Origin of the sequence: Pantoea sp. EA-12, from assembly GCF_030053355.1 — a bacterium.
Classification (GTDB): Bacteria; Pseudomonadota; Gammaproteobacteria; order Enterobacterales; family Enterobacteriaceae; genus Pantoea; species Pantoea vagans_C.
In genome coordinates, this window is sequence record NZ_JASGBY010000001.1 from 461,693 (window position 1) to 475,123 (window position 13,431).

General features: G+C 54.0%; 14 protein-coding genes. 10 read left to right on the top strand and 4 right to left on the bottom strand.

Annotated elements, in window-relative coordinates:
- The 7 genes from QMZ30_RS02145 (at position 1) to glnT (ending at position 7,691) form a co-directional block, all read left to right on the top strand.
- Positions 1–1,635 (top strand): FAD-dependent oxidoreductase, encoded by a 1,635-nt coding sequence (locus tag QMZ30_RS02145; protein WP_283226185.1) that lies wholly within the window; start codon positions 1–3, stop codon positions 1,633–1,635.
- Entirely contained in the window at positions 1,623–2,390 is a 768-nt protein-coding gene (locus QMZ30_RS02150) for an SDR family NAD(P)-dependent oxidoreductase (RefSeq protein WP_283226186.1), read from the top strand. The genes QMZ30_RS02145 and QMZ30_RS02150 overlap by 13 nt, the downstream gene beginning before the upstream one ends.
- Positions 2,387–3,169, top strand: a complete 783-nt coding sequence (locus tag QMZ30_RS02155; RefSeq protein ID WP_283226187.1) for an amino acid ABC transporter ATP-binding protein — start codon at positions 2,387–2,389, stop codon at positions 3,167–3,169. Before QMZ30_RS02150 ends, QMZ30_RS02155 begins: the two co-directional genes overlap by 4 nt.
- 81 nt (positions 3,170–3,250) lie before the next feature.
- Complete coding sequence (locus tag QMZ30_RS02160; protein ID WP_283226188.1) at positions 3,251–4,114, top strand: amino acid ABC transporter permease; 864 nt, start codon at positions 3,251–3,253, stop codon at positions 4,112–4,114.
- Between the two features lie 36 nt (positions 4,115–4,150).
- The gene (locus QMZ30_RS02165) at positions 4,151–5,314 is read left to right on the top strand and encodes an aromatic ring-hydroxylating oxygenase subunit alpha (protein ID WP_283226189.1); all 1,164 of its coding nucleotides are present in this window, start codon (positions 4,151–4,153) and stop codon (positions 5,312–5,314) included.
- Positions 5,315–5,324: 10 nt separating this feature from the next.
- The gene (locus QMZ30_RS02170; RefSeq protein WP_283226190.1) at positions 5,325–6,311 is read left to right on the top strand and encodes an aldo/keto reductase; all 987 of its coding nucleotides are present in this window, start codon (positions 5,325–5,327) and stop codon (positions 6,309–6,311) included.
- 12 nt (positions 6,312–6,323) lie between these two features.
- On the top strand, positions 6,324–7,691 hold the full coding sequence (gene glnT / locus QMZ30_RS02175; RefSeq protein ID WP_283226191.1) for a type III glutamate--ammonia ligase: 1,368 nt from the start codon (positions 6,324–6,326) through the stop codon (positions 7,689–7,691).
- Between the two features lie 32 nt (positions 7,692–7,723).
- Here the strand turns inward: glnT and QMZ30_RS02180 are convergent, their stop codons facing one another.
- Entirely contained in the window at positions 7,724–8,365 is a 642-nt protein-coding gene (locus tag QMZ30_RS02180; RefSeq protein WP_283226192.1) for a TetR/AcrR family transcriptional regulator, read from the bottom strand.
- A gap of 75 nt (positions 8,366–8,440) precedes the next feature.
- On the opposite strand from QMZ30_RS02180, the gene QMZ30_RS02185 reads away from it, so the two are divergent.
- The gene (locus QMZ30_RS02185; protein ID WP_283226193.1) at positions 8,441–9,442 is read left to right on the top strand and encodes an alpha/beta fold hydrolase; all 1,002 of its coding nucleotides are present in this window, start codon (positions 8,441–8,443) and stop codon (positions 9,440–9,442) included.
- Here QMZ30_RS02185 and QMZ30_RS02190 read toward each other — a convergent pair.
- The 3 genes from QMZ30_RS02190 to QMZ30_RS02200 all read right to left on the bottom strand — a co-directional run bounded on the left by QMZ30_RS02190 (position 9,439) and on the right by QMZ30_RS02200 (position 11,280).
- Entirely contained in the window at positions 9,439–9,864 is a 426-nt protein-coding gene (locus QMZ30_RS02190) for a DUF3830 family protein (RefSeq protein WP_283226194.1), read from the bottom strand. The genes QMZ30_RS02185 and QMZ30_RS02190 overlap by 4 nt on opposite strands.
- 17 nt (positions 9,865–9,881) lie before the next feature.
- On the bottom strand, positions 9,882–10,358 hold the full coding sequence (locus QMZ30_RS02195) for a cucumopine synthase-related protein (RefSeq protein ID WP_283226195.1): 477 nt from the start codon (positions 10,356–10,358) through the stop codon (positions 9,882–9,884).
- Between the two features lie 247 nt (positions 10,359–10,605).
- Complete coding sequence (locus tag QMZ30_RS02200; protein WP_283226196.1) at positions 10,606–11,280, bottom strand: GntR family transcriptional regulator; 675 nt, start codon at positions 11,278–11,280, stop codon at positions 10,606–10,608.
- A gap of 114 nt (positions 11,281–11,394) precedes the next feature.
- On the opposite strand from QMZ30_RS02200, the gene QMZ30_RS02205 reads away from it, so the two are divergent.
- Together QMZ30_RS02205 and QMZ30_RS02210 are read left to right on the top strand one after the other, a co-directional pair.
- Entirely contained in the window at positions 11,395–12,075 is a 681-nt protein-coding gene (locus tag QMZ30_RS02205; protein WP_283226197.1) for a DUF2848 domain-containing protein, read from the top strand.
- Between the two features lie 11 nt (positions 12,076–12,086).
- Complete coding sequence (locus tag QMZ30_RS02210) at positions 12,087–13,430, top strand: amidase (RefSeq protein WP_283226198.1); 1,344 nt, start codon at positions 12,087–12,089, stop codon at positions 13,428–13,430.
- Position 13,431: the final 1 nt, after the last annotated feature.

Genomic DNA, 13,431 nt, shown 5'->3' on the forward strand with positions numbered 1-13,431 from the left:
ATGATGAATCATCATCAGTGTGATGTTGTGGTGATGGGGTCCGGAAGCGCCGCACTCAGTGCGGCGTTACGCGCGGCCGTGGGCGGATTGCGGGTGCTGGTATTAGAAAAAAGTGCCTGTCTTGGTGGAACCTCGGCGATGTCTGGGGGCGCGACTTGGGTCCCCGCAAACCATCATGCCCGCCGGCAGGGTATTAAAGACTCCTGTGAAGAAGCCTTGGCCTATCTGTGTGCGGCTGCTCCTGATGGATGGCAAGCCAGCGAAGAGGCGTTGTGGCGGCAAATGAGTCAGCAGGGCGCATTGATGCTGCGCTTTCTTGAACAACACAGCGATTTGCGGTTTGCGCTAACAGCGGAAAGCGACCCCTTGTGGCCTTTACCCGGAGCCAAACAACAGGGGAGAATGCTGGCTCCGCTCCCTTTAACACCACGCCGACGCTGGCCATTGCGTGCCACGCCTCTGCCAAAACACTTCACTTATCATGAGTTACTGGATTGCGATCTCTGGCATCAGCCGCTGCGAAGTGGGCTGCGTTATCTGCCACGTCTGCTATTGCGCCAGATACGAGGAGAACTGACCAAAGGCGCCGCGCTGATTGCAGGCCTGCTGGATGCCTGCGAGCGCGCTGGCTGCGAATTTGTCACTGAAGCGCCTGTGGAAAGTTTGCTGATGCACAACGACCACCAAGTCAAAGGGGTGTGCTATCGACACCTGGGGCGTGAAATAGCGGTGCAGGCGCAGCACGGCGTGGTGATCGCCAGCGGTGGATTTGAATGGGATAACGCGAGACGTACCCGGCACTTTGGTGAACGGTACGACTTTATCGCCAGCCCGAGCGATAACAGCGGTGATGGGCAGCGCATCGCTGAGGCCGTTGGGGCACAACTTGCCCATATGGATCAGGCGAATATGGGTGGCGGCATTCCTGCAGCGGTCGGTATGCCATGGAGTGGTCTGTCGATCTATTTTCATTACGAGCCCAACGCGATCTTAGTTAATCAAGCTGGGAAGCGTTTCACCAATGAATTTGCATTCAATCTGGGGGAAGCGCTGGATGAACGTGATGAAAAGGGCGACCCCCAACATCTTCCCGCGTGGCTAATCAGCGACGCCAGATTACTCCAGCACGCGCCACTGCTGCGCTTTTACCGTCGACGGACGCCGGGCTGGATGCGTCAGGGGAAGACACTGGCCGAACTAGCGCAACAATTGGGATTACCCAACGGAAGCCTGGAAGACAGCGTGATGCGCTTTAACGCTCAGTGCCAGCGTGGCATCGACAGTGATTACTCGCGCCACCTTGCCCATGCGCACAGCAAAGCAGATCGACGTTTTCAGGGCGGAATGCAGGCCATTGAACGTCCTCCTTTTATCGCCATCCCGTTTAATCGCACCTTCCTCGCCACCAAAGGGGGGCCGCGCACCGATGCCAGCGGCAATGTCCAGCATCGTGATGGCCAGCCGATTGCAGGGTTATATTGCGCAGGCGCAGCGATGGCCAATCCGATCGGTACCCGGGCTGTCAGCGCAGGCACCACACTGGGGCCGAATCTAACCTGGGGCTATATCTGCGGATCTTCGCTGTTAGCGCGCGCGCAGCACAGCATTCATCAGGAGGCCCTATGCGATGCCTGAAAACAGCCGTGATTACGGGTGGCACCCAGGGTGTTGGCTTACGTATGGCACAGAGGCTGGCACAACAGGGTTATGCGATTGCGCTGGTCGGGCGGCGTAATCAGACCGCTGCACAGCAAGCGGTTGCGGCCTTGAAAGCGCAAGGCGCGGAAGCGGCTTACTGGCTGGTGGATATCACGCAACGCGAGGAAGTGATCGCGATGCTGGCCTCGATAACGCAAACCCTGGGAAAACCGCAGTTACTGGTGAATAACGCCGGATCGAGCGCGGCGGCACCGCTGCTGTCGTTAAGTGATAGCCAATGGCAGCAAGTCGTACACACCCAGTTAACCGGCACTTTCGTGATGAGTGTCGAAACGGCGCGGCACATGTTGCCGGGCGGGGTGATCATTAACATTGCAGGTGCCTCCGCGCATCGCTGCTATCCCAACGCCGGAGCTTTTGGTCCGTCAAAGGCGGCAGTGGTTAATCTCACCGCGCAGATGTTAATCGAATGGGCACCATTAGGTATTCGTGTCTGTGGCATCAGTCCTGGTCCTATTCGGGATGAGGAAAGTGACTGGCGTGCGCATGAACCGCTTTTGGCAGAGGAGGTGACGCGGTTGCCGCTGCAACGCCCGGTGTCCAGCGAGGAAGTGGCACGCAGTGTGGTTTTTCTCGCTTCTGACGCTGCTGCTGCATTTACCGGACAAATGCTGATTCTTGATAGCGGTGGCCTGAGCACCTGGTATATGACTCAACAGGAGACAAGATGAGCAACACATTTATGGTGGATGCACAGCAGGTCACCAAATCGTTCAACGGCGTGGAGATTTTGAAAGGTGTCGACCTTCGCGTCGAGCAGGGGGAAGTAGTGTGCCTGATTGGTCCTTCAGGATCAGGTAAATCCACGTTTCTGCGTTGTATTAATCATCTGGAAAAGATTGATGGCGGTGAGCTATGGGTGAATGGCGGTATGGTGGGCTATCGCCTGCAGGGCGAAAAGTTACATGAGCTTAAAGAAGCCGAAGTGGCAAGGAACCGCATCAGTATCGGTATGGTTTTTCAACGTTTTAACCTGTTTGGTCATATGACGGCGCTGGAAAATGTGATGGAAGCACCCATCACCGTCAAAAAAGTGCCGCGTGCGCAGGCGATGGCTGAAGCCAAAATATTATTAGATCGTGTTGGCTTGAGTCATCGCTACGATTCGCGACCAGCTGCACTGTCGGGTGGTCAGCAGCAGCGTGTTGCCATTGCCCGTGCGATGGCAATGAAACCCACGCTCATGCTGTTTGATGAACCCACCAGTGCGCTTGATCCCGAATTAGTGGGAGAAGTGCTGGCGGTAATGCGCGATCTTGCGGCGGATGGCATGACCATGGTGATCGTCACGCATGAAATGGGATTTGCCCGCGACGTGGCTAATCGCGTCGCTTTCATGGATAACGGTGCCATTATCGAAGTCGCTGAAGCAAAACACTTTTTCACGTCACCTCGCCACCCGCGCACGCGTGATTTCCTGGCGCGAGTGCATGCTGCTTCTGCACAGTAATTGACAGCGGCGAGTGAACACAGTAGATCTTAATTAATCAGTTAATTAATTCTTGCGGTCAACACAATGAAGAGAAGGCTGATGACAGATAAAACACTGACTACGTCGCCGCACCCGGCAAGAACGGGCTTGGCGACATCACGAGAAGTGGTGGCACAGCGTTATCCTGGTCGCTGGGTTTCAGCGTTGGTGCTGGCGGCCTTATGCGCGATGGTGGCGCATTCGATGATCACCAACCCGAATTTTGAGTGGGCAACGGTGGGCAAATATCTGTTCTCACCCACTATCTTGCTCGGGCTGTGGACGACATTCTGGCTCACGATGGTGATCATGGTACTGGCGATAGTGTTGAGCGTACTACTGGCCGTCATGAGGCTCTCCTCTAATCCGTTACTGGTGAATTTCAGTCGGGGATGGATCTGGTTTTTCCGTGGCACACCGGTGCTGGTGCAATTGATATTTTGGTACAACCTCGCTGCGCTTTATCCGCAGTTCAGCATTGGCATTCCGGGCCTGTTTACCTTGTGGAGTGGCAGCACGAACGATCTGATTACTCCGCTGGCCGCCGCGATTCTTGGTCTGGGGCTCAATGAATCGGCTTATATGGCAGAGATCATTCGGGCTGGGATCTCATCGGTTGATAATGGTCAGCAGGAAGCGGCTCGTGCATTAGGTATGCGACGCGGCCAGTATCTCAAACGGGTGATTTTACCTCAGGCGATCCCTTTCATCATCCCGCCCACCGGGAATCAGGTGATCGGGATGCTAAAAACCACCTCGCTGGTGAGTGTGATTTCCCTTTCTGATTTGCTGTATTCGGCGCAGGCCATCTATTCGCGCACCTATGAAAACATTCCGTTATTGATCGTCGCTTGCATCTGGTACTTAGCCGCCACCAGCGTGCTTAGTCTGATTCAGGCCCGCGTTGAGCATCATTATCGTTAACCCAACTTTATCTTGGTAGCACCAGAGGAGAGTGAGATGTTTCACGAGAAGATTGATGTGGTGTTTGATGACGGCGACAGTATTCTGGCGCGCATTCTTCAGCAGCAACAAAGTGATGCCAGCCGCGCCGAAACCTTGCCGCCGGAAGCCTATAACAGCGACAGCTTTTTCCGACTGGAAGAAGACAAGGTCTTCCGTCAGGACTGGCTGTTTGTCGGCCATGAATCTCAGATTGCGGCAGTGAATGATTATTTCACCTTGGATATCGTCGGGGAGCCATTGCTCATACTGCGAAACGAGGAAGGTATCGCGGTGTTCTCAAATGTGTGTCTGCATCGTTGGGCTCCGATCGCACAGGGTAGCGGCAATAGACGATCGTTCGTTTGTCCCTTTCACAACTGGACTTACAACACCCAAGGCAAGCTGAGTGGCGCGCCTTCGATGAATCAGGCCCAGGATTTCGATCGCCACCAGTGTAGCTTGCCAAAGATCCGGCATGAGGTGGTGTTTGGCATGATTTTTGTCACCTTCAATGTGAACGCGCCCTCCATTGCTCAGCGTCTCGCTCCGCTCACAGATCGCTTCCAGCGCTATCACTTCGCTGATTTGGTGACGGCTTACACGCTGGATTATCACTGTCCCTATAACTGGAAGATGGCCATAGAGACCTTTATGGAGTGCTATCACCACGCGGCTGTGCATCGCACGACGCTGGAGGACAGCTTTCCAGGACGGCTGAGCTCGATTATTGATGACGGTCCCGGCTGGACGATTTGCCATCAGCCATTGCGCAAAAACGGTGAGCTCAGTGAAATTCTGACTGAAGGCCTCATCCCGTTTGCCGGGCTGAGTGATGAGCAGATGCGCTACAGCGAATTGGTGCTGCTTTACCCCAACTGTCTGCTCTCACTCAATCCTGACCGCATCACTATCAGCGCGATTTTGCCGCTCTCGACCACAACAACGCAGTGGCATCGCGTGGTCCTGGTGTCACGTGATTCCGCCCAGCAGAGCAATTTCAGCCAAACGGCCGAGGGCATGAAGCAGGGCAGCGTGGCCATCATTGATGAAGATCAGTGGATCAACGCCGAGCAACAGCGCGGCAGCCGTTCTCGCCTCGCGCGACCTGGTCGGCTCAGTCACCTTGAAACCACCGTCTGGCATCTTGCCAACTACCTGAAAATCCGCATGGCAGAGTGAGGAAAGCGTAATGCGTTATGTGAAGTTAGGGCATTCCGGGTTGGATGTCTCCGCACTTTGTCTGGGGACGGTGACCTACGCGCCTCCGGCACGCAGTGGCCGGAGTTGGACGCTGGATGAAGCAGAAAGCCGCGTGTTAATTCGCGAGGCGTTGGAAATGGGGATCAACTTTTTCGACTGCGCCAACATCTATGCGCAAGGTGCCTGTGAGGAGATTCTCGGGCGTGCGCTGCGAGATTTTGCCCATCGTGACGAAGTCGTCATCACCAGCAAGGTATTCAACCCGATGCGTAGCGGCGCGAACAGTAAAGGTCTGTCGCGCAAGGCGATTATGCAGGAGTGCGATCACAGCCTGAAGCGGCTGGGAACCGATTATATCGATCTTTATGAAATCCATCGCTGGGACAGTGAAACGCCGATTGAAGAGACGCTGGAGGCACTGCATGACCTGGTGAAAATGGGAAAGGTGCGGTATCTCGGTGCGTCGTCAATGTACGCGTGGCAGTTCATTAAGGCCCTGCAGATGCAGAAGTATGAACGATGGAGCCGCTTTATCGTTATGCAAAACCACCTCAACCTGATCTATCGCGAAGAGGAAAGGGAAATGCTCGGCTTATGCGCGGAAGAAGGCGTTGCCGTCACGCCGTGGAGTCCGCTGGCGCGTGGACGTCTGGCGCGTCCCGTTGCCTCTGCGAAGGCCAGTATTCGCGGTGCGGATGATAGCTACAGTGAATTTCTCTACGCCGCGACAGAACAGGCAGACAACGCGGTGATCAGCGTTGTGCAGCAGGTAGCAGAGGCTCGCGGTGTTCCGATGGCGCAAGTTGCGCTGGCATGGCTGTTTACTCGTCCGGCTGTGAGTTCAGTCGTGATGGGGGCAACCCGCAGCCAGCATCTTAGCGATGCGTTCGGTGCACTTGAGGTCACGTTAACACCGCATGAGATTGCCGCACTGGATGCGCCCTATATTCCCCATAACATTGTTGAACACGACTAAGGCAGGGCAGTGATGAAAACCGCACAACAGATCGCTGAAATCAAGCAAACCTTGATGGATAAAGGGGTGGAGTATTGCATGGGTGCTTACGTTGATATCCACGGTGTGCCGAAAGGCAAGGTGGTACCGATTGGGCATCTTGACCAGATGGCACAAGGTTCTGAACGTTACACCGGTTATGCGCTGGACGGCCTTGGTCAGTCGCCGCATGAAGATGAGTTGACCTCAATGCCCGACCTTGATCACATCATACAGTTACCCTGGGAACCTAAGATCGCCTGGATGCCAGCAGACAACTACTTCAAGGGCGAACCTTATGCGCTCAGTACGCGGGTTGCCCTGCAAAATGTGATTAAGCAAGCCAACGCGATGGGATTTGGTTTTAACCTGGGCATTGAATGTGAAATCTATTTGCTCAAGCGTGAAGCGGATGGATCGCTATCAGTGCCAGAGCCCGACAACAAATTGAATAAACCCTGCTATGACCTGCAAGGCTTTGTGGATCAATTTGGCTGGCTCGATGAAGTTTCCAGCACCATTAATGCACTGGGTTGGGATCTCTATTCGCTGGATCACGAAGATGGAAATTCTCAGTATGAGTTCGATTTTAACTATGCTGACGCGCTCACCAGCTGTGATCGCTTTATCTTCTTCCGCTTTATGGCCAAGCATTACGCGAAACAGCGTGGGTTAATCGCCACCACTATGCCAAAACCCTTTGCCGACAAAACTGGCACCGGTGCACATTTCAATATGTCGCTCTATGACATCCACAGCGGAGACAATCTGTTTAAGCGTGATGCCACCAGCGCGGACGACCCTTGGGGACTGGGATTAAGTGATACCGGCTACTACTTTATTGGCGGGCTGTTGAAGCATGGTCGTGCGCTCTGTGCGGCATTCGCACCCACGGTAAACAGTTATAAGCGGCTGGTGCGTCAAGGGGCGATGAGCTACTTCTCATGGGCGCCAGTATTTAACTCTTGGGGATCGAACAACCGTACCAATGCGGTGCGCGTGCCCGCAGGTGGTGGGCGCTGTGAGTCGCGCAATGCTGACGGTGCGGTTAACCCTTATCTGGCGGCAACCCTGGCGCTGGCCGCGGGACTGGAAGGGATTCGTGAAAAGATCGATCCGCGCCAACCAAATGAAGACAATCTTTATGCCATCAGCGAGGCAGAACGTCGTGAACGGGGGATCGAGTTCTTGCCGCAGAACTTGCTGGAATCGATTGAAGCCTTTGATGCCGATCCCTTTGTTGCCGCAACGCTTGGCGAAGAACTGAAGAAAGAATTTATCCATTACAAATTGCAGGAGTGGAACAGTTATCACCTGCACGTTAGCCAATGGGAGATTGATCGTTACAGCACGATATTCTGATAACGACAGCGGGCGGTGATGCCGCCCGTGGATTATGGCTGCGGCTGTTTGTCGAGTTTCTCAAACACAAAATCGCGCATGACTTTAATCGCCTGTTTGTATTTGAAGTTCGGGAACATCACGTTGCGGAACAGCACGCCATCCAGATAGGTCGAGATTAACATCGCCATATCCGCAGGATTGACCTCATTAAATATGCCACTGGCGATTCCTTCCTTGATGGTGTTTTTCAGGATCAACGACTCCTTTTCGTAAAACGTTTTGATCGCTTTATCAATAGTGGCAATGCGGCCATTGGTGCTGGAGTAGTCAAGGCTGATTTTTGCCAGCTTTTGCAGCAGATGAAACTGGAGGATATGAATTTCAATCCACAGGAAAATCAGATCGCGCGGGCCGTTTGCGGTGCTCTTGATGTCGTCAAACTGAATGAAGGCGCGCTCAACCGCAGATTCAATCACCTTGATAAACAGATCTTCCTTGGATCCAAAGTAGTAATAAATCAGCGCCGAATTGAGACCCGTAGCGGTAGCGATATCTTTAATGCGGACAGAAGAGTAGTTCTGCGTAGCAAACAGGTCGAAAGCGGAGGATTGCAGCAACTCGGCCACATCACGCTGGGTTTTGCGGGTTTTTTTACTGCCGGTTTCTGCTTTGGGGGCTGGCGCTTCCTTCATCGGCGACGTCCTGTGGATGGCGATAATTAAGTTAATTGATTAATTAACTCTACCATAGAGCACCAGGAGATAAGCATGGGTTTATGCGCTTTTTATGCCGCGGGTGATTTAGCGCTGGCGAGTGGAAAAACACTGCTCAATACGCAAATTGGCTATCAAACTTTCGGCCAGCTCAATGACGCACGTGACAATGCAGTGGTGATTTTCAGTTACTACAGCGGGACACATGCAAGCTACGTATCGCTGATCGGCGAGGGGAAAACACTCGATCCCTCACGGTGGTTTATTGTTCTGATCAATAAATTGGGCAACGGTGTTTCTTCATCGCCTTCAACATCCTCTGTGCAGGCTGGGCCGGCTTTTCCCACAGTGACGCTGGTTGACAATTTACAGGCGCAGGAAAAGTTGTTGTTCGGGTACTTGGGGATTCGCCGGATCGCGCTCGTTTATGGTTGGTCGATGGGCGCGATGCAAGCGTGGCATCTGGCGGTGGCGCGTCCGGAGCAGGTGAAAACGCTGCTGGCGGTGTGCGGCTCGGCACGTTGCTGGCCCAATAATCAGGTCTTTCTGGAAGGTGTTCGTGCAGCACTTCGCTGTGATGCGCAATTTGCTGATGGATATTATCAGCAGCCTCCTTTGCGAGGACTGGCGGCATTTGGGCGCGTTTACGCAGGTTGGGCCTATTCAGCCGCTTTTTTTCGTGAGGCGCGTTGGCAAGATTTGGGATTTGAATCGCTTGAAGATTTGCTGGTGGATTGGGAACAGGATCACCAGGCCCTGGATGCCAATGATTTACTGTGCGCACTCGACTGTTGGTATCACGCGGATGTTGGACAGTTAGCACAAGGTGACTGGCGTGCTGCACTCAACCGAATTCACGCCCGTTGCATTGTGATGCCTTGTGCCAGCGATCGTTATTTCACGCTTGAAGAGGCGAGATTAGAAGTGGCGATGTTAAAAAAAGGCGAATTAAGGGTGATCGATTCGCCTTATGGTCACTGTGCCGGTGCGCCCGCAAGATTCGTGTCTGAATCCGCACAGATAGACAGCGCCCTGAAGGCGCTGCTAAATGATTAATCGATGATACTCAGTTCAACAATGCGGCCTTGGTCAAACCAGGTTTCCAAACCGGTGACGCGCAGTTCCAGCTTGCCCTCGATCACTTCGCCGATGTATGAGATGGGTAATGGTTCATCGGCAGTGTCATCGCCATACACCACGCACATTTGTTGACGCGGGCTGTAATAGCAAACGGCGCCTGTCACCTCGCCATATTTCTCACGGCGCTCTTTCCCCACATCCTGTGTCAGATATTTGTTTTCCCAAGGCGCGACGATCGGCAGGGTGAAAAACACCATGTCGCCAATCAGCTTACCGTGCTGCAACACGCTTTTAAGCGGCAGTTTGTCTCGCAGGACCTGAGCCAGGTTCGGCACTTTGTCTTCCCAGACTTCGATCACGCAGATCTTTTGATCGGCAACATGCATAGCCAGTTTCATTATTCTTTCTCCCCCAATTAGGCTTTAACGCGACGAAAACCGTCCCCGAGACCCCAGGGAAGAATGAAATCAACCCACATATGCAGGCGGTTGGCCCAGGAGAGGGCGCTGTGCGAAAGGCGCACCAGATCGGCGAGGGTTTCACATTCTCCAGCCACTCTTACGTAGAGGTGCAGCATCTCTGCCGCTTCAGGCAGGCTGACAAAATCAAAGAAGTTAGCTTTGTAGCCCATAATTTCTTTGATCAGCAGTTGCAGCGTGCGTAAATCTGCATCGGGATTGTCCTCACCGACACGAATCAAACCCCACAGCATCTCATCGGCCAGCGTACGGGTTTCCCCTTCGGCAAAGATGATGGTACTGAGGTATTGCCCCCGTGCGCCGGTGCCACGTGGGACTTCACCTCTGCCGAGTGCGGCAATTTCTGCCGGCTGATCAAACCAGATCTTTTCGCGTTGCGCGTCAAACAGCGCTATCGCTTCATCGACCGTCATAACGTTCTCCTGGTGTTGGCGTGAATGTGGCGACTGCCACGGATTTAATTAATCAGATAATTAAATTGAGCAAAAAATGTGCCATTCGGAAGGGTGTGAATTAATCAGTTAATTAATAACGAGTTAGCGCAACACGATGATTTTACAGTTTGAATGGCGAGGTGACATTGCTGTGTTGTGGTGCATTTTGCACCACATGAGCAACAGGAGAGGACAGTCGTTGGGCAGAGGAATAAATGATGCGTTATCAGGTGGAAAGCAGGGCGCGTTTAAACGAAAAAATATGCGCGCGTGCCGCATCGGCAGCACGTTGCGTATCACCGGATGCCAGCGCATCAATAATCTCGTTATGTTCTGCGATCACCTCATCCATATGCACAACATTCGATAACGTTGTTGCCCAGAATCGCTGTGCCTGCGCATGGATCACACTGAGAATATCGGCGAGTCGGCTGTTTCCGGCAATATCCGCCAGCACCTGATGAAACTCACGGTCCAGTAGCATCATCTTCTCTTTACTACGGGATTCGCTCGCCCGGGCAATTTGCTGATTCAGGTCACGTAACTGATCAATCTGTGACGCCAGCGCCTTTTGGCTGGCGAGTTCAACACACAGCGTTTCGTTGACCAATCGCACTTCAATGAGCTCCAGCGCGTCGTCAATCGACAGCGGGGCGACCATCACGCCTTTGCGGGGAATGATCTGCAGCAAACCCTCGGTTGCCAGACGATGAATGGCTTGGTTGATGGGCGTGCGCCCCATATCCAGATCATCCATGACCTGAGCGGTATTTAAATATTCACCGGGTTTGTAGCGTAGCGTGATGAGCTTGTGTCTGAACGCCAGATAGGCCTGTTCATTTAACGAAAGGCTCTTTTCCGGACTGGCTGGGTTCACATTTTCGGTCACTGACTCACTCATCACAACATTCCTTTTTTTACCTTTGAGACATATTACACAAAAAAGTGGCATGAAAATCGCTAGTTTGAAATCACAGTGAAATTTCACAGTAATTTTTCAAACGGAGATCTTCTCATGCACCTGCAGTTCACAACAGGCGATAACGCCGCTACCACGCTAGATGTTGAGGTCAATCGTTTCATTGTCGCAGGCTGGGCAGGGCGCGACATGGATGCCGTCATGCACCATATCAGGGAGCTTGAGGCGCTTGGCGTGCCCGCTCCTGGTGCAGTGCCGCTGTTTTATCGCGTGGCCACCAATCAGCTCAGCCAGCAATCCTCGCTGGAAGTGGTGGGTGAAGAAACCTCCGGCGAAGCCGAGCCTTTCGTGTTTTTCCATCAGGGCGAATGGTGGGTTTCATTAACCTCCGATCATACCGACCGCTATCTGGAAACCTTCAGCGTGGCGCTCTCCAAGCAGGCGTGTATTAAACCGGTTGCTCGTCATGCCTGGCGCATGAGTGATGTCGTAGAACACTGGGATTCGCTGGAACTGACCTCATGGATTCAAGAGCAGGGCGAATGGGTGGTATATCAGCAAGGTTCTTTGGCCTCGCTGCTGACGCCGCAAGATCTGATGACGCGATATCTGGAGGGTGAAGAGGCAAAAGAGGGCGTGGCGATGTCGTGTGGCACCCTGGGCGCCATTGGAGGTATTCGCCCAGCCAGTGAATTCCGTATGGCGCTGCACGATCCGGTGCTGAACCGCACGCTGGAACACGCTTACTGCACCGGCGCACTGCCGGTGGTGGCATAAGGAGTTCGCAGATGACCACACTTTGGCAGGCCAGCCAACAACTGCTGGCGGGTGATACCGGCCCAGAAACCTTCACTGAATCGGCGTTACTGGCGGCACAGGATCCTGAAAAAGAGGGTGCACGCGTTTTCACCCGACACTATGCAGAACAAGCGGCACAGCAAGCTTCAGCTGCAGGCCAACGCTGGAAAGCACAACAGGCACGCAGCGCCATTGATGGATTGCCCATCAGCATCAAAGATCTGTTCGATGTACAGGGCGAGGCCACCACGGCGGGCTCCAGGCTGTTACAGGACGCTCCCTCAGCAGCGGTGAACGCGAGCGTGGTTGAACGTCTCCATCTGGCCGGTGCCGCGATTGTTGGCAAAACCAATATGACCGAGTTTGCTTTCTCGGGGCTGGGCATCAACCCGCATTACAGCACCCCTGCAAACCCTTGGCAGCGTGCGGAACAGCGTATCCCCGGCGGTTCGTCATCCGGTGCAGCGGTAGCGGTGGTTGATGGCATGTGCCTGGGCGCAATTGGAACGGATACGGGCGGTTCGGTGCGTATCCCTGCCGCGCTTTGCGGGCTGACCGGTTTCAAACCCACAGCTCACCGTATCAATCAGGCGGGCACCTTACCGCTTTCTGCTTCTCTCGACAGCATCGGGGTCATCGCACATGACGTGCACAGCTGCTGGTTGCTCGACGGTGTGATTGCTGATGAGCCGCTGGCGTTACAGCAGGTGGATTTACGGAATGCACGCTTTGCGATACCGCAAACCCGCGTGCTGGATGGGTTGGACAGCGAAGTGGCGCAAGCCTGGGAAAAGGCAATCCATACGCTCAGGCAAGCCGGTGCCACGCTGGTGGACATCCCGCTGATTGAACTGAATGAGCTGAACACCATGAACGCCCGTGGCGGTATTACGGCGTATGAGGCGTGGCAGTGGCATCAACAAACGGCGCAGGCGCAGCCAGACGCTTATGACCCGCAAGTGCTGGCCCGCGTGCAGCGCGGCAGCCACCTGACGGAACAGGATGCCGCAGAACTCTATCAGCAACGTGCAGACTGGCAGCAGCGTATCAACGCCGCATTGGCGGGATTTGATGCCGTACTGATGCCGACCGTACCCTGCATTGCACCCACCATCGCATCCCTCGATGACGCGCAACGGTACATGGAGGTCAACGCGCTGATGTTACGCAACACCAGCGTGATCAATATGTTGGACGGCTGTGCCGTCTCCCTACCTTGCCATCAAACCGGTTGTGCGCCGGTTGGCCTAAGCCTTGCTTCTGTTCATGGTGATGATGCCCGCTTAATCAGCTGGTCACTTGCTGTGGAAACTGCCCTTAACTGGAGATCCTGAT